Origin of the sequence: Asticcacaulis biprosthecium C19 (assembly GCF_000204015.1) — a bacterium.
Taxonomy (GTDB): Bacteria; Pseudomonadota; Alphaproteobacteria; order Caulobacterales; family Caulobacteraceae; genus Asticcacaulis; species Asticcacaulis biprosthecius.
On sequence record NZ_GL883079.1, the window covers coordinates 611,407 to 635,404 of the forward strand.

General features: G+C 61.2%; 24 protein-coding genes and 1 tRNA gene. 3 read left to right on the forward strand and 22 right to left on the reverse strand.

Features of this window, described 5'->3' with window-relative positions:
- Nucleotides 1-46: 46 nt before the first annotated feature.
- The 10 genes from nusG to ABI_RS18080 all read right to left on the reverse strand — a co-directional run bounded on the left by nusG (nucleotide 47) and on the right by ABI_RS18080 (nucleotide 7,549).
- The gene (nusG, locus tag ABI_RS18035; protein WP_006274493.1) at nucleotides 47-622 is read right to left on the reverse strand and encodes a transcription termination/antitermination protein NusG; all 576 of its coding nucleotides are present in this window, start codon (nucleotides 620-622) and stop codon (nucleotides 47-49) included.
- A 10-nt stretch (nucleotides 623-632) separates the two neighbouring features.
- Entirely contained in the window at nucleotides 633-950 is a 318-nt protein-coding gene (gene secE / locus ABI_RS25360) for a preprotein translocase subunit SecE (protein ID WP_006274494.1), read from the reverse strand.
- Nucleotides 951-1,101: 151 nt separating this feature from the next.
- Nucleotides 1,102-1,177, reverse strand: a tRNA-Trp gene (locus tag ABI_RS18045).
- 126 nt (nucleotides 1,178-1,303) lie between these two features.
- A complete protein-coding gene (locus tag ABI_RS18050; protein ID WP_006274495.1) occupies nucleotides 1,304-2,356 on the reverse strand; it encodes an endo-1,4-beta-xylanase in 1,053 nt (350 codons plus the stop codon).
- A 336-nt stretch (nucleotides 2,357-2,692) separates the two neighbouring features.
- Nucleotides 2,693-4,108, reverse strand: a complete 1,416-nt coding sequence (locus ABI_RS18055; protein ID WP_245531390.1) for an outer membrane protein assembly factor BamB family protein — start codon at nucleotides 4,106-4,108, stop codon at nucleotides 2,693-2,695.
- 44 nt (nucleotides 4,109-4,152) lie between these two features.
- The gene (locus ABI_RS18060) at nucleotides 4,153-4,893 is read right to left on the reverse strand and encodes a tetratricopeptide repeat protein (RefSeq protein ID WP_006274497.1); all 741 of its coding nucleotides are present in this window, start codon (nucleotides 4,891-4,893) and stop codon (nucleotides 4,153-4,155) included.
- Nucleotides 4,894-5,158: 265 nt separating this feature from the next.
- Nucleotides 5,159-5,980: a 3-methyl-2-oxobutanoate hydroxymethyltransferase gene (gene panB, locus ABI_RS18065; RefSeq protein WP_006274498.1), complete on the reverse strand. Its 822-nt coding sequence runs from the start codon at nucleotides 5,978-5,980 to the stop codon at nucleotides 5,159-5,161.
- A 143-nt stretch (nucleotides 5,981-6,123) separates the two neighbouring features.
- Nucleotides 6,124-6,546, reverse strand: coding sequence for a hypothetical protein (locus ABI_RS18070; protein WP_006274499.1), 423 nt, complete (start codon nucleotides 6,544-6,546; stop codon nucleotides 6,124-6,126).
- Complete coding sequence (locus ABI_RS18075; RefSeq protein WP_050808346.1) at nucleotides 6,543-7,130, reverse strand: RNA polymerase sigma factor; 588 nt, start codon at nucleotides 7,128-7,130, stop codon at nucleotides 6,543-6,545. The genes ABI_RS18070 and ABI_RS18075 overlap by 4 nt, the downstream gene beginning before the upstream one ends.
- Before the next feature lie 32 nt (nucleotides 7,131-7,162).
- The gene (locus ABI_RS18080) at nucleotides 7,163-7,549 is read right to left on the reverse strand and encodes a DUF6249 domain-containing protein (protein ID WP_006274502.1); all 387 of its coding nucleotides are present in this window, start codon (nucleotides 7,547-7,549) and stop codon (nucleotides 7,163-7,165) included.
- A 156-nt stretch (nucleotides 7,550-7,705) separates the two neighbouring features.
- On the opposite strand from ABI_RS18080, the gene ABI_RS18085 reads away from it, so the two are divergent.
- Together ABI_RS18085 and ABI_RS18090 are read left to right on the forward strand one after the other, a co-directional pair.
- Entirely contained in the window at nucleotides 7,706-8,512 is an 807-nt protein-coding gene (locus ABI_RS18085; protein ID WP_211211190.1) for a hypothetical protein, read from the forward strand.
- Nucleotides 8,513-8,566: 54 nt separating this feature from the next.
- A complete protein-coding gene (locus ABI_RS18090; protein ID WP_006274504.1) occupies nucleotides 8,567-8,869 on the forward strand; it encodes a DUF2147 domain-containing protein in 303 nt (100 codons plus the stop codon).
- Nucleotides 8,870-8,897: 28 nt separating this feature from the next.
- Here the strand turns inward: ABI_RS18090 and ABI_RS18095 are convergent, their stop codons facing one another.
- The 3 genes from ABI_RS18095 to ABI_RS18105 are packed head-to-tail and all read right to left on the reverse strand — an operon-like array spanning nucleotide 8,898 to nucleotide 10,884.
- Nucleotides 8,898-9,248, reverse strand: a complete 351-nt coding sequence (locus tag ABI_RS18095; RefSeq protein WP_006274505.1) for an arsenate reductase — start codon at nucleotides 9,246-9,248, stop codon at nucleotides 8,898-8,900.
- A gap of 53 nt (nucleotides 9,249-9,301) precedes the next feature.
- Complete coding sequence (locus ABI_RS18100; protein ID WP_006274506.1) at nucleotides 9,302-9,730, reverse strand: response regulator; 429 nt, start codon at nucleotides 9,728-9,730, stop codon at nucleotides 9,302-9,304.
- Nucleotides 9,731-9,735: 5 nt separating this feature from the next.
- Nucleotides 9,736-10,884, reverse strand: a complete 1,149-nt coding sequence (locus tag ABI_RS18105) for a sensor histidine kinase (RefSeq protein ID WP_245531391.1) — start codon at nucleotides 10,882-10,884, stop codon at nucleotides 9,736-9,738.
- A gap of 283 nt (nucleotides 10,885-11,167) precedes the next feature.
- On the opposite strand from ABI_RS18105, the gene ABI_RS18110 reads away from it, so the two are divergent.
- The gene (locus ABI_RS18110) at nucleotides 11,168-11,956 is read left to right on the forward strand and encodes a MerR family transcriptional regulator (RefSeq protein WP_006274508.1); all 789 of its coding nucleotides are present in this window, start codon (nucleotides 11,168-11,170) and stop codon (nucleotides 11,954-11,956) included.
- Nucleotides 11,957-12,003: 47 nt separating this feature from the next.
- Here ABI_RS18110 and guaA read toward each other — a convergent pair whose 3' ends face one another.
- From guaA to ABI_RS18155, 9 genes are all read right to left on the reverse strand, one after another.
- Complete coding sequence (guaA, locus tag ABI_RS18115) at nucleotides 12,004-13,548, reverse strand: glutamine-hydrolyzing GMP synthase (RefSeq protein ID WP_006274509.1); 1,545 nt, start codon at nucleotides 13,546-13,548, stop codon at nucleotides 12,004-12,006.
- Entirely contained in the window at nucleotides 13,549-14,874 is a 1,326-nt protein-coding gene (locus ABI_RS18120; protein ID WP_006274510.1) for an RsmB/NOP family class I SAM-dependent RNA methyltransferase, read from the reverse strand. It abuts the gene before it with no gap.
- The gene (locus ABI_RS18125) at nucleotides 14,871-15,275 is read right to left on the reverse strand and encodes an MAPEG family protein (protein ID WP_006274511.1); all 405 of its coding nucleotides are present in this window, start codon (nucleotides 15,273-15,275) and stop codon (nucleotides 14,871-14,873) included. The genes ABI_RS18120 and ABI_RS18125 overlap by 4 nt, the downstream gene beginning before the upstream one ends.
- Nucleotides 15,276-15,277: 2 nt before the next feature.
- Nucleotides 15,278-16,735: an IMP dehydrogenase gene (gene guaB / locus ABI_RS18130; protein ID WP_006274512.1), complete on the reverse strand. Its 1,458-nt coding sequence runs from the start codon at nucleotides 16,733-16,735 to the stop codon at nucleotides 15,278-15,280.
- A 172-nt stretch (nucleotides 16,736-16,907) separates the two neighbouring features.
- A complete protein-coding gene (locus tag ABI_RS18135; protein ID WP_040309589.1) occupies nucleotides 16,908-18,260 on the reverse strand; it encodes a sensor histidine kinase in 1,353 nt (450 codons plus the stop codon).
- A complete protein-coding gene (locus ABI_RS18140) occupies nucleotides 18,257-18,931 on the reverse strand; it encodes a response regulator transcription factor (protein ID WP_006274514.1) in 675 nt (224 codons plus the stop codon). The genes ABI_RS18135 and ABI_RS18140 overlap by 4 nt, the downstream gene beginning before the upstream one ends.
- Nucleotides 18,932-18,954: 23 nt before the next feature.
- On the reverse strand, nucleotides 18,955-20,346 hold the full coding sequence (locus tag ABI_RS18145) for an efflux transporter outer membrane subunit (RefSeq protein ID WP_006274516.1): 1,392 nt from the start codon (nucleotides 20,344-20,346) through the stop codon (nucleotides 18,955-18,957).
- The gene (locus ABI_RS18150) at nucleotides 20,343-23,435 is read right to left on the reverse strand and encodes an efflux RND transporter permease subunit (protein WP_040309712.1); all 3,093 of its coding nucleotides are present in this window, start codon (nucleotides 23,433-23,435) and stop codon (nucleotides 20,343-20,345) included. Before ABI_RS18150 ends, ABI_RS18145 begins: the two co-directional genes overlap by 4 nt.
- A 9-nt stretch (nucleotides 23,436-23,444) precedes the next feature.
- Nucleotides 23,445-23,998 (reverse strand): efflux RND transporter periplasmic adaptor subunit (locus tag ABI_RS18155; RefSeq protein WP_211211191.1); only part of this gene is annotated, 554 nt, incomplete at its 5' end.

Here is a 23,998-nt window from a genome sequence, read left to right on the forward strand (position 1 = left end):
CGCCCCGGTTTCCCGGAGCGTTTTGCAAATCCCTGAATCTGACAGATCAGGCCGTCTTTTCGACCTGACTGTATTCGAGGTCGACCGGCGTGGCGCGTCCGAAGATCGACACCGACACCCGCAGACGGGCATGTTCCGGATCGGCGCTTTCGACGACACCATCGAACGACGCAAAGTGACCCGAGGTGATCTTGACCTTTTCACCGATATCGAAAGCCAGGACGGGCTTGGGACGCTCGACCGCCGCGTCGACATTACCGACGATGCGCTGAACTTCCTTTTCCGACACCGGCATCGGCTTGGAGCCGGAACCGAGGAACCCGGTCACCTTCGGCGTATTCTTGACGAGGTGGTAGGCTTCATCCGACAGCTCCATCTTCACCAGGACATAACCCGGGAAGAACTTGCGCTCGGAATTGAACTTGCGGCCGCGACGAACCTCAACGACCTCTTCGGTCGGTACCAGGATCTCGGAGAACTTGTCTTCCAGGCCCTGCGACTTGGCCTGGTCGCGCAGCGACTCGGCCACCTTCTTCTCGAAGTTGGAATAGGCGTGGACGATGTACCACTTGTGGTTCGGATTGGACACCGGAGCTGTGATGTCTTGAGCGGGATTGGCCATCGGAAAGTCCTTATGCGCCGAGTTTGGTAAGCCAGCTGGAGCCCCAGCCGAGCGCAGCGTCAACAATAAAGAAAAAGAACCCGGCCAGGACCACCATGATCATGACGAACACCGTCGTGACCCAGGTTTCCTTGCGCGAGGTCCAGGTGATCTTGCGCGCCTCCTGGCGCACCTCACTGAAGAACTTCATCGGATTGAACGGCTTCTTCGGCGCCTTATCGGCCGTATCCGCCGCGGCCGCCTTGACCGGTTCAATCTTGCCGATGGCGGTGCCACCGGTGGTCTTGCCACCCTGGACCGTCTTGCTCTTGACCTCTGGTTTCTTCACCGTGTTCAGCCTGTCAGTTGCCTGTTGTTGCGAACAACAGAAATGAGGCTCGAAACGCGTATTTCAAGCCTCACCAATGAGTGTCGCGCATCTTATCCAAAAAGTGCACTATGACATGGCAACACTTTTTCGGAATGCGCTCCGAAAGTAATGGCAGGGGCAGAGGGGTTCGAACCCACGACCTTCGGTTTTGGAGACCGACGCTCTACCAGCTGAGCTATACCCCTATTGCTAAAGCGCCGGGCGCTGTCGCATTGAGCCGTGCGATGTATCAGCGCTTGCCACGACTGGCAACAGAATTTGTCGCGCAAAACATGACTTTTCACGCAAAAGGTACGGTTTGGTGCGCCGAACTACGGGACAAAGGTCGCGTCGGTCACCGCCCAGAAGGCCGATTTCGGGTTGCCCGTGGTATCGAACAGCAGCGGGTGATTCAGACGTGTCGTCGGGAAGGTCGACAGCCAGGTGCTGTTGTCGGCAACGCCCCACATGGTCACCGATTTGACGCTGGCATGCTCCTGGAACAGGTTGAACATCGTCCGGTACTGCAACGCCTGGGCGCGCAGGGCGTCATTGTAGGCGGTCGTGCCGGCGACGAACGCCGCCTGGCAGCCGGTGGGCGGAGAACCGAAGCAGCTGCCCGAATCACTGGTGTACAGCGACACGTCCAGTTCTGTGACGTGGTTCATAAGACTGCGAGTTTCCGCCGCGACGAAAGCTGCCTTGACGTTGGCGACCGGCGGCCAGCTGGTATTGATGTGAAGCTGATGTCCGATGCCATCGATGGGAACGCCCCGCGCCAGCATGGTGTCGACAATGGCCATGAACCGCCCCAGCTTGCCTGGATCTTCCGTCCCATAGTCGTTGATGAACAGCTGAACCGTCGGGTCGGCGGCGCGGGCGGCACGGAAGGCAATCTCGATATAGTCGGGGCCGAAGATCTGATACCACTGAGAATTGCGGTAATTCCCCGAAGCGTCGTCACGGGTGGGTTCGTTGACGACATCCCAGGCATAGACCTTGCCTTTGAAATGGGTGACGACGTCGGTGATATAGGTCTCCAGTCGCGCCTGGACCGTGGCTTTATAGCCCGGAGCGGTCGTATCCCCTGCAAAGAACCAGGCCGGCGACGTTTGGTGCCACAACAGGGCATGGCCGCGTACGTCAATGCCGTTGGTCTGGGCGAGGGTGACCAATTGGTCGGCAGGCCCATAGTTGTAGACGCCAGCAGAGACACCGATGGGATCCGCCTTCATCACGCTTTCAGCGGTAATGCTGCCGGCATGCTTGAGCAGAACCGGACTGGTGACGGCATTGACGGCCTGGCCGGGATCGACGGCCATGCCGATCTTGAACTTGCCGGCGAAATGGGTCTTTAGCGCGGGCGCGGTCGCCGGATCGGGCAACCCAGAACTGCTTGACGAACTACTGCTAGACGAACTGGTGCTTGATGAGGAACTGCTGCTGGAGGAGGTACCGCCTCCCCCTCCGCCGGAGCTACTGCCCCCACCTCCCCCGCCACATGCAGCCAAAAGGGTAGACGCCGCAGCGCTTAACACCAGCGCGCGGCGATCCAGGCAGACCTTTGCGGTCATGTATCATCTCCCATGGTATTTTTTATCGTTGAATGCAGCGTGGCGATGTTTTTACCGGCTGTCAAGGTAGCGCTAACATGCCCTTAAAAACAAAGACGTGATGACGCACCCGCACAACGGCGAACGCCTCATCACGTCCAAAAGGGTTTAGCGAATCGCGACCAGCTTGCCGTCGTCCGTGACGACGAACAGGGTATCGCCAACGACGATTGGGGCAATATAGGCAGCGCCGCCCAGCTTCAGTTCGCCTGTCGCCGCGCCTGTATTGGGATCGTATGACACGGCCTGACCATCGGAATTAACCATGATCAGGCGATTGGATGCCAGGATCGGCCCGGTCCATTGCGGTACCTTGCCGACGAGCTTTTCACGGCCCATGCCGAAAAAGCCCTTTTTCATCCGCTGCTTGCCGTCGTTGAGATCCTTAATCCAGTAGATCTGGCCACTGTCACGGCTGACCGCCATCAGTTCGCCCTGCAGGGAGGTCAGGAAGACCACGTCCCCGGCGACCCACGGCGAGTTAACGCTGTCGGCCGGCACCTGCCACTTGGTCTGGCCCGAGCGCGCATCCATGGCAGCGAAGACGCCGGAATGCGACGCGGCATAGACCATATTGTCGTAAAGGGCCGGACGGCCGGCGATATCGCGAATCTGCGACAAGGCGTTGGTACGGGCCGACTGCGCCAGGGTCTGTTCCCAAACCGGATCGCCCGTGGACGTGCTCAGGGCCACCAGTTCACCCGACGAAAACGGCGCGATGACCATGTCACCTGAAACGACCGGTGACGCCGACTTAAGGATACGGGCCGGCTCGGCAATGGCCTGGTAGGTCCATTTCATTTCGCCGTTCACCTGGTCGAAGGCGAAAATCTGGTTGTCGACGTCGGTGGCGAAGACGTGGGTGCCGTCAACAGTCGGTGCGGCGTGGAACTGGGTATCGACCGGCTTCTGCCAGATGATGGCGCCAGACGCCGCGTCCAGGGCGTTGATCGAGCGATAACCCGACGTCACGAACAACTTACCGTCCGTCGTCAGGGCCAGGCCGCCGCCGAAGCCGTGTTTGTCGCGCTTGAGCTTGGGGTCGAGGTCGACCGACCACACCTCCGCGCCACTGGCGACATCGAACGCAGTGACCCGCGCCTGACCGTCCAGAGTGTAGATGCGCTGGCCGTCGGAGACGGGCTGCGCGACGACTTCGGTGTGGGTCTTGCCCGCGGCGCCAATCGACTTGGACCACGCCACCTGGAAATTGACCGCCGCATTGCTGTGCTGAACCGATTGCACCGGACCGCCCGCAAGCGGCCAAGACGCAACCGTGGCCGCCGGCGGCAGGTAGTAGCCGACATCCTTCAGACTCTTGGAGGGGGTCAGCTTCTGGTCGAAGGCAACGATGGAAATCCGCTGCCCCTGGGAGGCAACCGCCTGGTTTTCCGGATCCTCACGCTTGGTGATCTTGCTGATCGTCGAGCAGCCTTGCAGCGCAAGCCCCGAGGCCACAACCAGAGCCAGGACGGCGGCGCCTTTTGCCGAGCGTTTCGCCAAGCGGTTTGAAAGAGACATCATCGATGCGGTTTCCATACAGAGGACAGACCAAATGAACGAAAGGATTATTGCTGCGGAATGTTCAGGCCCGGCGGCAGGCCGCCCGGCAGGGTAGGCGTTTCGGCTTCCGGCAGGGCAAGGATCGATTTCACCGTCGGCGCAACACCAAAATCGATGGCCGCAACCACGCGCTGGGCGCGTTGCTTGACGCCTTCAGGCGCGTCCAGCTCGAACGACAAGGCATTCAGATCCGCGCGTGCCCCCGCAGCGTCGCCATTTTGCAGCTTGGCCATGGCCAGGGCTTCCTTTGCGAGGAAGGTGTAGGGACGCTTGGCATCGGTCAGGGGCGTCAGGCGCTTCTGGCTGTCGGCGAAGACACCCTTGTCCATGACCAGATAAGCAGCCTTCAGCGCCGCCAGGTCAGCAACGCGGGGGTCGGAGGACGCCTTGGCGGCATCGTCGAACAGCTTGATCGCCTCGTCCGTCTTGCCGTCACGATGCGCCAGGCCCGCCAGTTGCATCAGCGACATCGCCTTGTAGGTGGAGTTGCTGCCCTTGGCCGTCTGTTCGAAACTGGCCTTCGCCGCGGTGCTGTCACCCTTGGCGGCAGCCTCGATGCCCGCCTGGAAGACTTCCGAGGCCTTGGCCACTTCCTTGTCCTGCCAGGTCGTGAAACCCCAGAAGCCCAGTGCGCCCGCCAGGGCCAGGCCGGCAATCCCGGCCGCCCACGGCGCGCTCTTCTTGGCTATGCGGGTCCATTCCTGGGCGCGCAGGGTCTCTTCGGTTTCTTCAAAAATATCGCTCAACGGAGCATCCCTAGTGTTATCGTTTGAGGACGGCCATGGTTAAGCGGCGCCCGTGTCGGCGCGAACCTAGCCAAAGCCTCAGGCTTGCGCAACCGTTATACGGCGCGCAGCCGCCCCCAAGCACCATGTCATACCGGTTTGCATGGGCAAACCGGTATTTTCTCTTCAGCTCAAACGCCGCATGGCTCCTCGCAAAAGCTCGGGCGGCCAGTCGGCCTTGCCAGGTTGCGCAAGATTCAGTCGCGCAACCCTTTATCAGAGCCTATTACTTAGCAAAATATGTCTCTTCTGGGGCGGGAAAGCTGCGCGCTCTGACATCTTTAGCGTACTGCGCCGCCGCTGTGGCGATTTCGCCGCGCAGGTCGGCATAGCGGCGGACGAACTTGGGCGACCAGTCGAACAGGCCCAGCATGTCGTCGACGACCAGAACCTGTCCGTCGCAGGCATTTGAAGCCCCAATTCCGATTGTCGGCGCCTTGACCATCCGCGTGATTTCGCCGGCCAGGTCGGCGGCGACGCCTTCGATGACGATGGCAAAGGCGCCGGCGGCATCACTGGCCAAGGCTTCCTTGATCACCTTTTCACGTTCGGCCTCGGTCCGGCCCTTGGCTTTGAAACCGCCGTCGACATTGACCGCCTGCGGTCGCAAGCCGACATGTCCCATGACGGCAATGCCGCGCCGCACCAGATACTCGATTGTGTCGGCCACTGTGGGACCGCTTTCGACCTTGACGGCCTGGGCTCCGGTTTCCTTCAACAGTTGCACCGCGTTCTGGAAAGCCTGTTCGGGACCGGCCTCATAGGAGCCGAATGGCATGTCGACCACGACAAAGGCACGCCTGGCGCCGCGCATCACCGCCTTGCCATGCATCGACATCATCTCCAGGGTGACGCCGATGGTGTTGGGCAGGCCATGAACCACCATGCCGACACTGTCGCCGACCAGAAGGATATCGCAGTGATCATCCAGAATTTCGGCCATCGGCGCCGAATAGGCTGTCAAAACCACCAGGGGTTCCTTGCCCTTGCGGCTGGTGATTTCGGGAGCGGTGATCCGCTTGACGGGGGCTTGGGTATGGCTGCTCACTAAACGCAATCCTGTGTTGTCGGGCAGCTAGGCGTCTATGGTGAGTCGAAAAACGTCAGCTAACGAGACGCGGAGCGGAGCGTACTCTTGTACGTGAGCACCGCATCGCAGTTAGATGACGTTTTGCAGACCGCCAGAGGCCCCTAGATGGTTTCTTCCTGGGAGTAGGCGTAATAGACGCCTACGATCGCAAGACATAGGGAGAAGGTGACCCAAAAAAAGGCCGGAGTCTGCATATAGGTCAGATATTGCGCGGACGAGTCCATGAAGTTCATGAAATGCTGGCGTATCACGTCGACCAGTTCGACGCCGGCGCGCCACGTCTCGTCGCTCTCCACGGCCGCTAAGGATCGCCCGTAGACCGACTTTCCGCCGATCTGCAGGTCCGGCATCCGCACCAGTTGCGCAAGGGCGTAGACGCCGCCGATGAAGCCGGCCAGCACAACAAGCCACTGACGCAGCCAGAGCTTGACCTTGAGGCTCCGCATGACGCGCTGCTCGAAGGCGGCGGAGTCGTCATAGACTGCCGGCGCGGAAAACAGGTCTTCGATATCGCTGTCTTTCATGATCCGGTTTCCAGAATGGCGTGCGTGGGACTCGAGGACGGGGCTAAGCACAGTTTCAACTGGTCCAGCGCCCGGCGGATGTGACTCTTGACGGTGCCCAGGGGCATCTTCAGCTCGTCGGCGATCTCCTGATGGCTCATATCGCCGCTGAAACTGAGGCCCAGACATAGTCTTTCCACAGGTTTAAGGCGATTTATGGCGGCATCAAGGCCGGGACTACGAAAATTTTCGTCGATCGTCGAAGGTTCCGGTTCGAAGGCCGTCATGTCGTCGGTCAGCAGGTATTTATGCGACGACTTGACATTCCTCAGGTAGCGGCGGGCGGCAATCTTCTTCAACCAGCCGATGAACGGCCCATCGAATCGATAATCCCCCAGCCTTTCATAGGCGATCATGAAGGCCTCCTGCGCCATGTCGTCTGCGTCGGACGCCTGGGCGCCCATGCGACGAAGGTGGGTCCGGATCGTGCCAGAATGACGCTGCACCAGACCGGCAAAGGCGTTGCGATCGCCGGAGGTGCACACGCGCACCAAATCGACGTCGGATTGCCGGGAAAAGTCCAGCCTGTCGCCTGAAATAGCCATCGCTTTGGTTTTCCGGATTGCCGCAGCTATGACTATTTCGAACGCGTGTTGAGACCGATAATGCCCAGGATGAGCAAAGCGACGCCGATCAGGCCCGGCACGGCGGCGATACCCGACAGTCCGTCGCCCAGTGCGCCGTCATCAATGTAATGCCAGAGCATGATGCCGCCGGCGACAGCCATCAGAATCATTCCTGCGCGGACATCATTCATCGGAGTCTTCGCCTTGGGGACCGAGCGTTGCAGGCCGTCTAGGAAATCCGCCGGCAGGGTTTCACCTTTTTCAATGGCGGTCCGGACAGTCTTCTGGAGTTCTGCATTGTTGCGTGCCTTGGTGAACTGAATAATGGCAACGATCGCGATCGGCATCCCGAACGTGAAAATGATGGCCACGATGGGGATAAGGATTTTAGCGTCCATGAAAGCTCCTCTTTGACATGAGACAAGGCGCGGAAACGTTGGCCTTTGAAGACAAGAGCCTCCGAAGGCCCACTTTGGATGCACGGATTCGGATTAAGTTTTTGTAATTCCATTTTCGCTGTTTTGCGCTATGGACAGGGTTAAGGCGCCGGGTCAATGTGCACCGGTTCACAATTATGGACGCCTGAGTCTGCCGCGGTGATATCAATCTGCCAGGCTGGGGTTCTTGGAGATAAATTAATGGCATTTCTGGCCTCTGCCGTTATGGCACTGTCCCTGTTCCAGACGGCCCCAGTGGCTGATGCCCCTGCCCCCGCCGAACCGGCGGCGGCGCAAACGCGCGGCAATATCTTCACACGCTGGCTTCCAGGCAAGCGCAAGGAGACGCCAGCCGACGCGGCTGCCACGGCGGAAACCCCGGAAGCTGACGTCCGTGTTCGCGGGTTCCGCAGTTGGAAACAAATGTTCCCGGACAAGAAACAAAAGCCGCTCAGCGAGTATCACGGCGACAAGATCAAAAAGCAGCGCTGGTCGTCCGGCCAGTGGATCATCGAGGTACGTCGCGATGGTTTTGCTGACGGGACGCAATGCTACCTCCGCACGCGCGAAACCCTGACCAAAAGCCGGATATCCTATGCGGACGGCGTTCTTGGCTTCCGTTTCAAGCACCATGTCGACCCCAACAAGGTTTGGTTTCGCGTTGAAGACCGTCCTTCCAAGGCCTGGCGCGCGGTGTTCCGCGATCTGCATATGCTGGGGCTGACCGTAAAACCCTACGCCAGCGATTATCGCGACGACACGATCATCCTGATTCCCGCCGAAGAAATGGCCGGCGCGCGGGAGATCGCGATCCGCCCCGAGGAAGAGGGTAAACCTGAAAAATTCGATATCGAGGGTTTTGACGAAGCCATGGCCGCTTCGAAACGCGTCGGTTGCGAGACCTATGTTCGGGAAGATTTCTAAGGCTCTCCGGCTGTCGGGCTTGCCCTGCTGCCGGCTCTTGCCGGGGCCGCTGAGTTGACCGGAACCTGGGAATGCACCAATGGCAAGGCGCGCTTTCGCTTTGAACCGTGCGGTGCGGAAACCTGCGCCATCCTGGTGTGGAAACGAGCTGACGTCAAAAAAGGAACGGTCGGTCAGACCGTTTTCCGCAAACGGGTACCGTCAGGCGAGCACAGTTGGACCGGCGAAGCCTATGATCCCGAAAGCGGTCGTGTGTTCAAGGGCACAATCGTGCTCAAGGCCGGCAAGCTTCACACCAAGGGTTGCGCCCTGGCTGGCCTGATCTGCAAGACCGACACCTGGACGTGGGTAGAGTAGGACGCGGGTAGAGTAGGACGCGGGCGGATTAAACCGCCTTCTCCAGCGCCGCCACCGTATCCGGCCTGAACCCCGTCAGCACCTGATCACCGATCTCGATGACAGGTCGCTTGATCATCGACGGCTGGGCGACCATCAACTGGACCGCCTTGGCTTCATCGAGATCGGCCTTGGCTTCGGCCGGCAAGTCCTTGAAGGTCGTGCTGGCCTTGTTCAGCACCTTTTCCCAGCCAGCCTTGGCATTCCATGCCTTCAGTTTGGCGGCGTCGATGCCCGACTGCTTGTAGTCATGAAACCTGTAGGCAATACCGCGCTCCTTCAGCCAGTCGAAAGCCTTCTTCATGGTGTCGCAGTTGGGAATGCCGTAGATGGTCAGCATGGGTGCTCCTCAGATCGGGCGGCACCGTTAGCACGACTCCTGCAACCTTCAAATCAACTCGGCAGTTCGCTGGTGCTGCCCCAGAAGCTGACCACCTGGCGCAGAGTCTTGGCGTACTCTGTCCCGTCGAACGGCTTGACGACGTAGCCATTGGCATGCCGCTCAAAGCATTCACGAATATCGGCCGGCGACTCGGAACTGGTGAACATCACCACGGGAATCGATTTGAACTCGGTCGATTCCTTGACGACGTTCAAAAACGCCTTGCCGTCCATACGCGGCATGTTGATGTCCAGCAGAATCAGATCCGGCGTCTTGCCACCCTCATACTTGCCTTCCTTGTGAAGGCACTCCAGCGCCTGATTGCCGTTATTGGCGACCGTCATCCGCACCGCGGGCACGGCGGTCGTCAGCGCACGGCGGGTCATCTCGACATCGCCCTCATTGTCTTCGACCAGCAGGATGTCGAGTTGCGGGCGCATGGCAATCAATCTCCGTCGGGCAGGGTGAAGGTGAACACACTACCCTCCCCCGGACGCGACGTAAAGCTCATGTCACCGCCGCATAGCCGAACAAATTTGCGGCAGGTCGACAGACCGATACCGGTACCGGGATAGTCGTCTTCGCGGTGGAGCCGCTGAAAGATGGTGAACAGCCGGTTCGAAAGGGCCGGATCGATGCCGATACCATTGTCAGCGACCTCGAAACGCCAGACATGTGCCTCACGTTTCGCCGTGACGGACACTTCCGGTGGATGGCTGCCGTCCTGGAATTTCAGCGCATTGCCGACAAGGTTCTGCAGAAGCACCCGCATCAGGGTCGGGCTGGTCTTCAGAATCGGCAGCCCGTCCGAGGTCACCACGGCCTGTTTGCGGGCAATGGTGTCGTGCAATTCGTGGACGACCTCATCAAAAATCTCGCGGCAGTTGACGACCTCCAGCGTAACCTCTTCACGGCCGACGCGAGAGAAACTCAGGATATCGCGGATCATCTTCTGCATCCGCACGGCATTGTCGTGGATATAGCCGAGATAGCGCTTGCTATCTTCGCTCAGCTCATCGCCGGCGAATTCGGTCAGTACCGAGGCGTAGGCGTTCATCATCCGCACCGGCTCCTGCATGTCGTGCGAACAGACATAGGCAAACCGCTCCAGTTCCTCATTGGACTGACGCAGGGAGGCGTTCAGTTGCAGAATCTGCTCCCGCTGCCGGTAGAGATCCAGATAGACGCTGACCTTGGATTTGAGGATGTCGGGATTGATTGGCTTGAAGATATAATCCACGGCGCCGATCTGGGCCGCCCGGGTGGCGAAATGATCTTCCTTGCTGATCGCAGTGATGAAGATAATCGGCACATTGGCCATGCTGGGGCGGGTCTTCATAAGCTGGGCGGTTTCGAAGCCATCCATCACCGGCATCTGGACATCCAGCAGGACAATGGCAAATTCGGACTTCAGCACCAGGGTGAGCGCCTTTTCACCGGAATCAGCGGTGATGATTTCGGCGCCCAACGGCCGCAGAAGGGCCTGGGTGGCCAGCAAATTCTCACGGCGATCGTCGACGATCAGGATGCAGGGCGGCGTTGCGCCAGCCATGCCGGGAGCATATTCGGAGCGATTCGGAGTCGCGGCGCTCATCGCTGACACTCTGAAGTTGCGGTATATTCAGGCATGTCCGTCTCCGACGATCCAGGCTCCCAGGTCCCTATCCGCCTAGCGTACACCCTAAAACGGTCGAATTTGCCCGAGAAATCACATTTTGGGTGATGTCGAGGTCTTTATAGTAAACGCAATCGCCGGTGGCTATCAGCAGCCCCCGACCGGCTCGCATACAAAAAATCCGAATCCCCTCAAAAAGAGCCTTGCACCGTCCCTAGGGTCCGGCCCGATAGATGGCGGGGTCTGAAGAAGGACTAAACTCTTGAACCAAGCTGTTCGTTACCTCAGCCCCGCGGAAACGGCAAAACGTCTCGGCGTTAGCGGCAAGGCCCTGCGCGTCTACGAAACCCGCGGCCTGGTGCGTCCCGAGCGCACCCTGGCCGGTTGGCGCGTCTATGGCCCTGACCAACTGGCCCGGCTGCAACAGGTCATCGCCCTTAAAGGCTTTGGCCTGTCGCTGAGCCGTATCGCCGGGCTGTTGTCGGGCCGCACCGCCGACCTGGACACCTTCCTGGCGTTGCACGCAGCCATGTTGCAGCGTCAGAAGGCGGAGGTGGAACGTGCGCTCTCCCTCGTCACGTCCGCCCGCGAACAGCTGGCCCGGGATGGCAGTCTCTCTTCGGACGACTTGATCCACCTGACCAAAGAGACCCTCATGACCAATCCGAATGCCCAAAGCGCCACCTACGACCAGATCGCCGCCAGACACCTGACGCCGGAAGACCAGGACCTTTTAGCCGCCAACGGTTTTGCCGGGATGGACAAGCCCCACGCCGGCTGGGAAGCCCTGATTGCCGAAGCCGGTGAGTTGATCCAGACCCACGCTACGGATTCGCCCGAAGCCATGGACCTGGCGCGACGCTGGATGGCCCAGGTGGCGGTCGCCACGGACGGTGATCCGGCCCTTAACCAGAAGGTCCGCGCCGTCGCCCTCGACATGCTCGAACAGCCCGGTTTTGAGGAAGCATCGCGCACCTCGCATGCCATGATGGACTATATCAGCCAAGCCTATGGCGCAGCGATCGCGGCGGGGATTTGTCCGAAGCCTTAAAACACATCGCCCCTCCCAAACAAGTTCGGGAGGGGCGATCTGTCATATCATTCCCATTCGATCGTGCCCGGTGGTTTCGACGTCACGTCATAGACCACACGGTTGACCCCACGCACTTCATTGACGATCCGTGTCGCGCAACGGCCCAGCACCGCCCACGGGAACTCGAAGAAGTCCGCCGTCATGCCATCACTGGACGTCACGGCCCGCAGCGCCAGCACGTCCTCATAGGTCCGGGCATCGCCCATCACCCCGACCGTCTTGACCGGCAGCAGCACGGCAAAGGCTTGCCAGATCTGGTCGTACAGCCCCGCCTTGCGGATCTCGTCGAGATAGATGGCGTCGGCTTCCTGCAAGGTCTTGACCTTTTCCGGCGTCACAGCGCCCGGAATGCGGATGGCCAGGCCGGGTCCGGGGAAGGGATGACGGCCGACAAACTGTTCCGACAAGCCCAGTTCGCGGCCCAAGGCCCGGACCTCGTCCTTGAACAGTTCCCGCAGGGGCTCAACCAGTTTCAGCTCCATGTAGTCCGGCAGGCCGCCGACATTGTGGTGCGACTTGATCACCGCCGAAGGTCCGCCCGACGGCGACACGCTTTCGACCACGTCGGGATACAGCGTTCCCTGGGCCAGGAACTGAGCGCCGTCGATCTTGGCGGCTTCGGCGTCGAAGACGTCGATAAACAGCTTGCCAATGGTCTTGCGCTTGGTTTCGGGATCGTCGATCCCGGCCAGGGCGCCGAGGAAAAGCTCTTGCGCTTCAACGTGGATCAGCGGGATGTTGTAGTGATCCCTGAACAATGCCACGACCTGCGCGCCCTCTTCCTTGCGCAGCAGGCCGGTATCGACAAATACACAGGTCAGTTGCTCGCCAATGGCCTCGTGGATCAGCACGGCCGCAACGGACGAATCAACCCCACCCGACAGACCGCAGATGACCTTGCCGGTTCCGACCTGGGCGCGAATCTTCGCCACCTGTTCATCGCGGAACGACGCCATCGACCAGTCGCCGGTAAAGCCGGCGATCTCGAACAGGAAGTTGCGGATAATGTCGGTGCCGCGGGCAGTATGGACCACTTCCGGATGGAACTGGACGGCGTAGAATTTGCGCTTTTCATCGGCAATTGCCGCATAGGGCGCACCTTCCGACACGGCGATGACCTCGAAACCTTCCGGAATGGCGGTGACGCGGTCGCCGTGGCTCATCCACACGGTTTCGTTGTCATTCAGCCCTTTGAAGATCGGCGAGGGCTTGATGATGTCGATGCTGGCGCGACCGAATTCGCGATCGTGGCCGGCCTCGACTTTCCCGCCCAGAAGGTCGCACATCAGTTGCTCGCCATAGCAGATGCCGAACACTGGCAAATTCATCGCGAACAGCTTGGCATCGATGGTCGGTCCCTGGTGGATGACGCTATGGGGCGAACCCGACAGGATGACCGCCTTGGGGCGCAGGCTGTCGATGGCATCGGCCGCCTTGGTGAAGGGATGGATTTCGCAATAGACGCCGCATTCGCGCACCCGGCGCGCGATCAACTGCGTGACCTGGGAACCGAAATCGATGATGAGAAGCGCTTCGTGATGAGCGGGCACTTAGGACGTCCTTGTATAGGCGGCAATGAAGAAGCCGTCGGTGGAGGTGGTATGGGGGGTGAGGCGCAGGCGGTGGCCCGCAGAAAGTTCGGTTAGTCGCGCCGTGTTGTCGACGAACAGGCTGGCCATCCTGGCCAGGCTGTGGATCGGCAAGGCATCGAAGGCCGGGTTCTGAGCTTCGAACACATCGGCCGTAGCGGCATTTTCGTCATCCAGCACCGAGCAGGTGACATAGACCAGCCGCCCGCCGGGCTTCACGCAGCTTGCCGCGCGCGACAGGATATGGGTTTGCAGGCCATGCAGCCGTTCGACCTCGGCCTCGTTGAGACGATGGGCTTCTTCCGGGTGGCGACGCCAGGTGCCTGAACCCGAACAGGGCGCATCGACCAGGACCAGATCGGCACCGCGCAGCAGTTCCAGTTGGGTTTCATCCTCGGGATCGAAGAAATGGACGAAATGTGCCGAGGCGCCTGCGCGCTGAAGCCGCGGCTCGATAGCCCGCAGACGCTTTTCGACGACGTCGCAGGCATAGATCTCGCCCTTGCCGTCCATCATCTGGGCCAGGGCCAAGGTCTTGCCGCCGCCGCCGGCGCAGAAGTCCACCACCTTAGACGCGCCCGGCAACAGACCGGCACCGGCCAAAAATGCGGCCAGTTGCGAACCCTCGTCCTGGATCTCGATCAGCCCCTGCTGATAGGCCGACAGCTTGACCAGGTTGGGCGGCGGTTCCGACGGCAGGCGAATGCCGAAGCGTGAGAACGGCGTCGGTTGCGGCGAGAGCCCCTCCTCACCCAGAACCTTAAGCATCTCGTCGCGCGCGGTGCGGGCGCCATTGACCCGCAGGTCGATCGGCGCGCGCGGCGTCATCAGGTCGGTGGCCTCCGCCGCCCAATCGTCCCCGAACTGCTGCTGAAACCGGCCAACGACGAATTCCGGCAGGCCTGTCTTCACCCAAAGCGGCGCGTCACCATCGGCGGCGGAAATCTGGGATTTTTCCTCGTCGGTCAACGGCTTCGGGCCATAACCTGCGCCGCTGAACAAGGTTTCGATCTCGTCCAAAGGCGCGCCGTCGATCAGAGCCAGCGACGCCAGGACCAGCGCGCGGCCCTGCCCTGTCGATTTTTCGGTCTTCTGCATGGCCCATAACAGGCGCGACCGGGCGCGCGTACAGCGATAAACGCGGTCGGCAATCGCACGGCGATCTTTCGAACCGGCGTAGCGATTGTTCTGCCCCCATTGCTTCAGAACGGCTTCCGCCGTCGCCCGCGTCCCGGACAACTGGTCCAGGATGTCGGCGGCGGCTTGCAGGCGGGCGGCTGGCGTCAAAGGGCTTGTCCGAAAAAGAGCGTGTAGAAGCACATCAGAAGGCCCAGCAGCGAGAAGGCCCAGGCCAAAGACCGTATACCCTTCACGCCAAGCGCATAGAGCGGCACATAGGCGACGCGGCCGACCAGGTAGATGTGCGATCCCCAGGTCGAGATCAGGTCCGACTTGGCGGAGAAGTTGAGGCAGACGGCGATCACCACAAAGACAACATAGGTTTCCATAAAGTTGGCGAAGGCGCGTTGCAGGCGTCCCGTGATCGCCGGAAGTTCGAACGGCGTGTCGCGCGGACCGGCATTCCACTTCGGATAGCCCGGCGTGGTAAAGGCCGTCACCGGCGCGGCCAGCAGGGTGATCAAACCGACCAGCCCCGCCCAAACCGCTACCCAGAGTTCCTGTGTCATGTCTATTGCCTGTAGTTGGGCGCTTCCCGGGTGATCATCACGTCATGGACATGGCTTTCGCGCAGGCCGGCATTGGTGATACGGACGAAGCGCGCCCGCTTCTGGAATTCTTCGATGTTCGGCGCACCGACATAACCCATGGCGGCGCGCAGGCCACCGACCAGTTGGTGCAGCACCGGGGCGATCGGCCCCTTGTACGGAACCTGGCCTTCGATACCTTCCGGCACCAGTTTCATCGAATCGCGGACTTCCTTCTGGAAGTAGCGGTCCGCCGAACCCGAGGCCATGGCGCCCAGCGAGCCCATGCCGCGGTACGACTTATAGGACCGACCCTGGTACAGGATGACCTCGCCCGGTGCTTCTTCGGTGCCGGCAAACATCGAACCCAGCATGGCCGTGGAGGCGCCGGCGGCAATCGCTTTCGCGAGGTCGCCAGAGAACTTGATGCCGCCGTCGGCGATGATCGGCACGCTGGTGCCTTCGGCAGCGCGGACACTGTCGAGGATGGCGGTCAGTTGCGGCACGCCAACACCGGCAACGATGCGCGTGGTGCAGATGCTGCCCGGGCCGATACCGACCTTGACGGCGTCGGCGCCGGCGTCGATCAACGAGCGGGTAGCGTCGTAGGTGGCGACATTGCCGGCGACGATCTGGACCTTGTTGGTTTCCTTACGCAGCCGTGTCACGGCCTGCGACACCAGACTGGAATGGCCATGGGCGGTATCGATGACCACCACGTCGGCGCCGGCCTCAACCAGGGCCATGGAGCGCTCGAAACCGGCATCCCCGACGGTCGACGCGCCGCCGACCAGCAGACGGCCGGACGAATCCTTGGCGGCGCTGGGATAGGCCTGGGACTTTTCCATATCCTTGACGGTGATCAGACCCACCGAACGATAGGCTTCGTCAACGACGATGATGCGCTCGATGCGGTGGCGCGCCATCAAGTCGCGGGCGCGGGACTGATCGACGCCGTCAGTGACGGTGATCAGATTTTCCGTCGTCATCAATTCGGCGGCGGTCTTGGAGTTGTCGCTTTCGAAGCGGATGTCACGGTTGGTCAGGATGCCGACCAACCTGTTGGTTTCACGCTCGACGACGGGAAAACCTGAAATACGACGGCGGGCAATGATGTCGCGGACTTCGCCAAGCTTGGTGTCGGGGTGGATGGTGATCGGGTTGATGACCATGCCCGACTCAAAGCGCTTGACCGCGCGGATCTCGTCGGCCTGTTGTTCGTTGGTCAGGTTGCGGTGGACGATGCCCAAACCGCCGGCCTGGGCCATGGCGACCGCCAGGGGCGCCTCGGTGACCGTATCCATGGCCGAAGAGACCAGCGGGATGTTCAGGTTCAGCGTGCGGGTGAAGCGGGTCTTCGTTTCGACCTGAGTGGGCACGACCTCAGAGGGGCCGGGCTCCAGCAAAACGTCGTCGAAGGTGAGGCCTTCGCGTATATCCATAAGGGACTCTCCATTTTGCGGCTTGTGCATAGGGGAATCCCCGATGGAGGTAAAGGGGCGCGCCAACAAATTATTGTTTCGCTTTACCGCCATCCTGTAACGCGCTGAAAAACCTGGTGGCAAAGCTGACGACAGGTCGCCGGAATGCTTCAAATTCAGCGTTGGCTCACTTTTACTCCACCCCAGGAAAGACGAAGCCGACCCGCAGGCCAGGGTGATTGTCGCACAACACGGGTCTTGCGTGGTGCGCCTGGGCAATCGCCGTAACCAGACTAAGTCCCAGGCCGAACCCCGGCGTGGCCCGGCTTTTTTCCAACCGGGCAAACCGCTTCAGAACATGGTGGCGGTCGGCCAGACATATTCCGGGGCCGTCATCGCTCACCGTCAGTTCGACGAGACCGTCACCACGTCGCAGGCTCAGTGAAACGAGCGTCCCCGAAGGCGTATGTCGCATGACGTTTTCAATTAGGTTGACCAGAAGTTGCGACATCAGGTGACGATCACCGTTGACGAACGCACCGGTTTCCAGGTCGGCCTCTAGCGTATAGCCCTTGGCCTCCAGATCGGGGCGGAAAGCATCCGCGACACGCTCGGCGATTTCACACACATCGATTCGGCTAAAGTGTTCGCGAACCTTCAGGGTCTCGATTTCCGATATCCGCAGCAGGGCATTGAACAGGTCCAGAATTTCCCGGCTGCGTTCCGACGCCCTTGTCAGCGCCAGGCGGAAGGTTGCGGCGTCGTGGGCGTCGGTGAGCGCTTCATCCAGGACCTGTTGCAGCCGGGCCAGTGGTGTGCGCAGATCGTGGGCTATGTCGTTCGACACCTGCTGCAGGTTGGTGACCAGTTCTGCGTTGCGGTCCAGCATCCGGTTGAGCGTTTCAGCCAGCCGGTCGAACTCGCTGTCGGTGTCGTCGCGTGCCATGCGCCGGTTCAAGTCGCCATCGATGATCGCCTGGGCCGTCGCATCGATCTTGCCCAGCCGCCGCCGGATCAGGATCCCCAGACCCAGTGCCCCTCCGACACCCATGACCAGCATGGCGCAAAAAACCGCGCCGAAAAGGCCGAACAGTTGCGCATCCATCTCATCGACGGGTGTGCGGTCCGCTGCCACGACCAGCATCAGGCCGTCGTCCAGCCGTCGCGTCAGGGCTTGCGACACGCCGCGCTTACCGTTGCCTTCTTCGTCATATAGGAATTCCACCCATCCCGGCTCCGGCGCCTTCGCCCGCAGGGTACCGGCCAACCGATTACCCTGGCGGTCGTCCAGGATATAGCCCATGCCGGTCACCCGGCTCTGCGCTTCGCGCTGGCCGATTTCGGCGGCGATGGCGGGCACACCGCCATTCTCGTAGATCGCAGTTAGTATTCCGGATTCGGTCTCGATACGCTGATCCAGTTGCGCTTCAACGGCTTCATGGGTCACCGTGTAAATGCCAAAGCAGATCGCCAGGGCCACAACGCTCAGCAGGACACTGACCGCTGTGGCCAGGCCCAGCACAGTCTTGGGAAGAAATCGTCTCATGGTGTGCGGATCATATAACCAGCGCCGCGCACGGTGATGATGGCATCGTCATCAAAGCCGGCGTTAAGCTTGGCCCGAAGCCGGCTGATATGGGTCTCGACGATATTGGTATGCGGATCGAAGTCGAAATCCCACACCCGCTCCAACAGCATGGCCTTGGTCATGACGCGATGAACATTACGCATCAGTTCCTCCAGCATAAGCACTTCACGCGGTTGCAACTCAATGCGTTTGCCAGCACGATGGACGGTACGCTTGCGCAGATCCATTTCGATGTTGCCGACGCGCAGGATCGTCTCGACTTCGACAACAGCCGGACGACGCATGATGACGTTCAGCCGCGCGCTGAGTTCCGAAAGGGCGAACGGCTTGGTCAGATAGTCGTCTGCCCCGTTTTCAAGCCCCTCGACCCGGTCGCTTATGCCGCCCATGGCTGTCAACAGGATAACGGGTGTGCGGTTGCCCCCGGCGCGCAGCATTTTCAGCACCGACAGGCCATCTTTTCCAGGCAGCATGCGATCCAGCACGATGGCGTCGAAGGATTCCTCCATGGCGCGGAACAGAGCCTCCGTACCGGTGCCGACCGTGGCCACGACATGCCCGGCTTGACTCAAGCCCCGTCGTATAAAATCGGCCGTCTCCGCCTGATCGTCCGCCACCAGTATTTTCATGCCAAAACCTTCATACCTCGGTCTTACTTGACCTCCGGGTTTTCGTCCACGGTCTGCCAACCGCCGCCCAGCGCCTTGAACAGGGCTATCTGACTGCGCGCAATCCTGACCTCGGAGGTGGCCAGGTCGCGTTCGGCAATATTGCGAGCGGTTTGCGCGTCCAGCACCCAAAGGTAACTATCTTCCCCCAGACGGTAGCGGCTTTGCGCCCGCGTGAACGCCTTGTCGCTTTCGGCGAAGGCGGCTTGCAAGCTGGCCTCGCGACTTAAGTCCGCCTGATAGGCTGCCAGGACCGTTTCGGTTTCGCGCAAGGCACCAAGCATGACGCCGTCGAACCTCGCCAACGCCGCGTTTGCCGTGCCCGTGGCAGCGGCAATCTTCGCCCGCTCTACATTTTGGTTCGGGAAGTTCCATGTGATCAGCGGCGTCATGAAGACGTCGAACCCGCCACCTATCTCACCGGCCGAGGCGCCGAGGCGAATGCGCGGATACAGGTCGGCGGTGGTAATATCGGTTCGCGCTGCGGCGGCGGCCAATTTTTGTTCCGCCTCGCGCACGTCCGGGCGTCGGGCCAGCAGGCCTGCGCCATCACCTGCCGGCAACACCGAGATAATACGCGGCAAGGTCCGGCAATCGCTATCGAGACCTGCCGCTTCGGCGGGCGGCAAGCCTTGAAGTGCCGCCAGGGTGTAAAGCGCACGTCGCCGCTCAGCCTGGAGGCTGGGTAATCCGGCACGGGTCGTTTCCAAAGCCGCCGTTGCCCGCGCCAGTTGCAGCGGCGAAACCTCGCCGAGGAGGAGTTGACTGGCGATCAGTTGGCGGGCTTGCGCCGCCGTATCGACCTGCGCCTGAAGCAGATCTTGATCGCGAGCTGCTGCACAAAGATCGACATAGGCGGAGACCGTGTCGGCGACGACGGTCACCCGAGCGGCCTCGAGCGTCGCCTGGGCGGCGTTGGCATCGGCTTCGGCCGCGCGCGTGACCGCGCTAAACCGGCCGAACAGATCGACCTCATAGGCGACCGTGAAGCCCGCCTCGTAGCTGGTTTTGGGAACACTGGACGTGCTGGGCTGAGTATTGGCCTTGTTGGGTCCGGCCCCGCTTTCCGCAACCGTCGCGATCCCCCGCGCCGCCTCGGCCTGACGGGTTATAGCGCGCGCTGTTTCGAGGTTGGCCCGGGCGGCGCGAATGTCTGTATTCGCCGCCAATGCCCTTTCGACATGGCGGTTCAGCACTGGATCGTCGAACAACCGCCACCAGTCGCCCGGTACCGGCGCCGTACTGACGGCATATCCCGTTTCCAGAAACGCCCCGACCGCGGGCACCGAGGTCGATGGAGCAACCGTCGGATGATTGGCGCAGCCGCCAGCCGCAACCAAAGCAACGAAAAAGACAGGCCTAAGCAGGTGTCTCATACCGTTACCTCCTGGCTCGCGGTTGGTTTCGCATGCTGGCCAAAGCGGGCATAGAGCGCCGGCATCAGCAGCAGGTTCAGCGCCGTCGAACTGATCAGACCGCCCAGGATGACTAGGGCCATGGGATGTTCGATTTCATGACCGGGTGCCTTGCCATTGATGATCAGCGGCAACAGGGCCAGGGCGGCGCACGACGCCGTCATCAGGATCGGCACCAGCCGCTCTTCGGCGCCGCGCAAGATCAAGCCCGGACCGAACGGCTCCCCTTCTCGGAATTCCAGGTACTGGTAGTGGCTGATCAGCATGATGCCGTTGCGCGCAGAAATCCCGAGCACGGTGACAAAACCGACCAACGAACCCAGGGACATCACGCCACCGGACAGGATGACGGCGACCACCCCACCCAGAAGGGCGAACGGCAGGCTGAGCGCGATCAGCGCCGTCAGGCGGATCGAACGGAATTCCAGCCAGATCAGCAGCAATACCCCCATCAGGCAGAAGCCGCCCATGATCATCAGGTCGCGCTTGGATTGTTGCAGGGCAGCATATTCGCCGAGGAATTCCGGATGGTAACCGGCCGCGAACTGCAACTGCGATACTCTGGCCTCGACGGCGCGGGCCACCGTACCAAGGTCGGAACCAGAGATATTCAGCGTGACATCGATGCGGCGCGATCCATTTTCCCGCTTGATCTCGTTGGCCGCTGGCATGACCAGGACGTCCGCCACGTCACCCAGACGCGCCTGACCGCCGCCCGGCGTGGCGATCATGGTATCGCGCAAGGCATGGAGGTCGCTGCGGACTTCCTTCGTGCCCCAAACCGTGACATCGACGCTCATCTGATTGCGAAAAATTTCCCCGACCTTGGACCCGGCGACCAGGGTGTTCGCCGCGCGGCGTACGTCCCCGGCGGACAAACCGTAGGCGGCCATGGCCTCAGCCTTGGGACGGATCTGAATCTGCGGGATCAGGCTCTGCTGCTCGACCTTCAGATTCGCGACACCAGGGATTCCGGCCACCGCCGATTTGACCTCCGCCGCCTTGGCGCGCAAAGTCTCCATGTCCGGCCCATAGATGCGTACCACCACGCTGGCCCCAGCGCCCGTCAGGACCTCCTTGATACGTTCACGCAAATAGGTCAGCACGTCGCGGTAAAGGCCGGGATAGCCGTCGATCGCGTCCTGGATTTTCCTGACGCTGGCGTCGTAGTCGGCCTTTTCGTCCAGGCTGATCCACAGTTCGGTGAAGTTGGGGCCATAGACTTCATCGCCGGCCTCGGCGCGGCCGATGTGAGAGCCGAAATTGCGCACACCCTCGATAGAGCGGAGTTCCTTCGACGCAAGTATGGTGATGCGATCCATGGCTTCAATTGAGGTGCCTGGTTTTTCGACAAAGTGCATCAGGAAGTCGGTTTCGCGAAAATTGGGCAGAAACTGGTCCTTCGTCGTGATGTAGCCCACGGCCGCCACCATCAAACCCGCGGCGATCAGCCCCATAGCCAGTTTCGGCCGCCCCACCATGGTCGGCAGGAAGGCGCGATAGGCCCCTTTGAGACCGCTTACCATGGCCGGTTCGGTCTTTTCGCCCGACGACTTGGGCATCAGCAGCAGGCAAAGGGCCGGCGTCAGGGTCAGGGCAATCAGGAGCGACGAGGCAATGGCCAGAATATACGCCGTGGCCAAAGGCCGGAAAAAGCTGCCCGACACCCCGCCCATGAAGAAGACTGGCAAAAAGACCAGCATGACGATCAGGCTAGCGAAAACCACAGCCGTGCGGACCTCGAGGGACGCCGCCAGCACCACCTCGAACGCCGGTTTTGGAGTCGCCAACTGGCGGTTCAGACGCAATCGGCGACCGATATTCTCAACATCGATGATGGCATCATCGACGATTTCTCCCAACGCTATGACCAGGCCGGCAATGACCATAGTGTTCAGGCCTTGTCCGGTCAGGGAAAGGACATAGGTGGCGCCCAGCAGCGAAAGCGGAATGGCGGTCAGGCTGATCACCGCCGCGCGCCAGTCACGGGTGAACAGGATCAGCACACCGGCGACCAGGGCGCAGCCCAGCCAAAGGGCCTGGGTAAGGTTGTGGATCGAGCGCTCGATAAAGGTCGCTGGCCGGAAAATGGTAGAATCGACGTCGATCCCGCTCAGGGCGGGCTTCAGGTCAGCCAGGGCAGCTTCGACGCCGCGCGTGACGTCAAGGGTATTGCCGCCCTGCTGCTTCTCGACGATCAGCAACAGGCCCGGTACGTCGTTGATGATGGCGTCACCGATCGGCGCGGCATGGCCTTCGGTAACCGTGGCGACATCGCCGATACGGATCGGTGCGCCGTTGCTCAGCTTGACGACGGTCAGGGCCAGGGCGGCCGGTGTTTCGGCGGCAGACAGGTGGCGCACGGCCAGGCGCTGGTTCGGTGTATCGATAAAGCCGCCACCCCCGACCAGGGCCGCATCACCGGCTGCACGCTGAACGTCCGCGACCGTCACACCGGCCTGCGCCAGACGGGCAGGATCGACCAAGACCTGAAGCTGGCGGTCGCGCTGGCCCCACACGGCAACATTGGCGACGCCGGGAACGGCCATCAACTTCGGCCGAACCGTCATGCGCACGATGTCCGACATCGCCATCTGGTCCATGGTCTTCGACGACATGCCGATCTTCATGGCACGGCTGGTCGCCGACAACGGCGGTAGCATGACAGGCGGGCGCACCGACGAAGGCAGCCTAGTGGCGACCAGGGCGACGCGTTCCTGCACCAGTTGCCGGGCGCGGATGACGTCGGTCCCTTCCTTGAGGATCACGACGACTGAGGACAGACCCAAAACGGATTTCGAACGCAACGTCTTCAGTCCGGAGACGCCGTTGATGGCGGTTTCCAGCGGGACGGTTACCAGGCTTTCGACCTCCTCGGTCGACATGCCGGGTGCTTCGGTCTGGATTTCGACCATGGGCGGCGCGAATTCGGGAAAAACGTCTAGGTCGGTATGAGGTATCGCCCGCAGGCCGACGACCATGAAGATGGCAGCCAGGGCGAGGACAAGGATGCGTTGACGCAGGGCGTTGGTGACAAGCCAGTTGAGCATGATCATCCCCTACTTCGCGCCGAATTCGGTACCGAACAGCTCGGCCGCGCCTGCAGTAACGACCTCGTCGCCGCTCTTCAGGCCGCGATTGAGCTGGAAATAACCGTCCTTCGCTGTGGCAATCTCGACCCTCCTGCGTTCATAGGCATGGGGTCCGGTGCGGACATAAACCCATTCGCCGCCATAGATGTCCCGCAGCAAGGCCGACGCCGGAATGGTCAAGCCGGTATCGGGTGCCCCGCGGACCGGCAGTTCGACAGAAACCCTTTGCCCGACGCTGACGGCATTACCTGTATTGCTGAAACCGAAATAGAGGTCGACCGTTCCGGCCGCGGCATTGGCCGAGGGCGGCGCATTTACGGGCTTCGCCGTCAGACGCACGCCCTCGCCGCCCAGAGGCTGGACGGTGGCGGTGGCCTGTCGGTCGATGCGCTCGAGGTCACCGGCATAGACGGTGGCGCGCACCCATAGATAGCCCTGCTGGTTCAGCGCTGACACGGCCGGTCCCAACAGGGCACGTTGGGCATGCGCTGCTTTTAGATTGGCCTGCGCGACAGTCACCG

What these genes read in the sequence shown, in the direction of transcription:
- nusG (WP_006274493.1), bottom strand. Translation starts at nt 622, where the DNA reads ATGGCCAATCCCGCTCAAGACATCACAGCTCCGGTGTCCAATCCGAAC.
- ABI_RS18055 (WP_245531390.1), bottom strand. Translation starts at nt 4,108, where the DNA reads ATGATGTCTCTTTCAAACCGCTTGGCGAAACGCTCGGCAAAAGGCGCC.
- ABI_RS18070 (WP_006274499.1), bottom strand. Translation starts at nt 6,546, where the DNA reads ATGAAAGACAGCGATATCGAAGACCTGTTTTCCGCGCCGGCAGTCTAT.
- ABI_RS18075 (WP_050808346.1), bottom strand. Translation starts at nt 7,130, where the DNA reads ATGGCTATTTCAGGCGACAGGCTGGACTTTTCCCGGCAATCCGACGTC.
- ABI_RS18080 (WP_006274502.1), bottom strand. Translation starts at nt 7,549, where the DNA reads ATGGACGCTAAAATCCTTATCCCCATCGTGGCCATCATTTTCACGTTC.
- ABI_RS18085 (WP_211211190.1), top strand. Translation starts at nt 7,706, where the DNA reads ATGTGCACCGGTTCACAATTATGGACGCCTGAGTCTGCCGCGGTGATA.
- ABI_RS18095 (WP_006274505.1), bottom strand. Translation starts at nt 9,248, where the DNA reads ATGCTGACCATCTACGGCATTCCCAACTGCGACACCATGAAGAAGGCT.
- ABI_RS18100 (WP_006274506.1), bottom strand. Translation starts at nt 9,730, where the DNA reads ATGCGCCCGCAACTCGACATCCTGCTGGTCGAAGACAATGAGGGCGAT.
- ABI_RS18105 (WP_245531391.1), bottom strand. Translation starts at nt 10,884, where the DNA reads ATGAGCGCCGCGACTCCGAATCGCTCCGAATATGCTCCCGGCATGGCT.
- ABI_RS18125 (WP_006274511.1), bottom strand. Translation starts at nt 15,275, where the DNA reads ATGACACAGGAACTCTGGGTAGCGGTTTGGGCGGGGCTGGTCGGTTTG.
- guaB (WP_006274512.1), bottom strand. Translation starts at nt 16,735, where the DNA reads ATGGATATACGCGAAGGCCTCACCTTCGACGACGTTTTGCTGGAGCCC.
- ABI_RS18135 (WP_040309589.1), bottom strand. Translation starts at nt 18,260, where the DNA reads ATGAGACGATTTCTTCCCAAGACTGTGCTGGGCCTGGCCACAGCGGTC.
- ABI_RS18140 (WP_006274514.1), bottom strand. Translation starts at nt 18,931, where the DNA reads ATGAAAATACTGGTGGCGGACGATCAGGCGGAGACGGCCGATTTTATA.
- ABI_RS18145 (WP_006274516.1), bottom strand. Translation starts at nt 20,346, where the DNA reads ATGAGACACCTGCTTAGGCCTGTCTTTTTCGTTGCTTTGGTTGCGGCT.
- ABI_RS18150 (WP_040309712.1), bottom strand. Translation starts at nt 23,435, where the DNA reads ATGCTCAACTGGCTTGTCACCAACGCCCTGCGTCAACGCATCCTTGTC.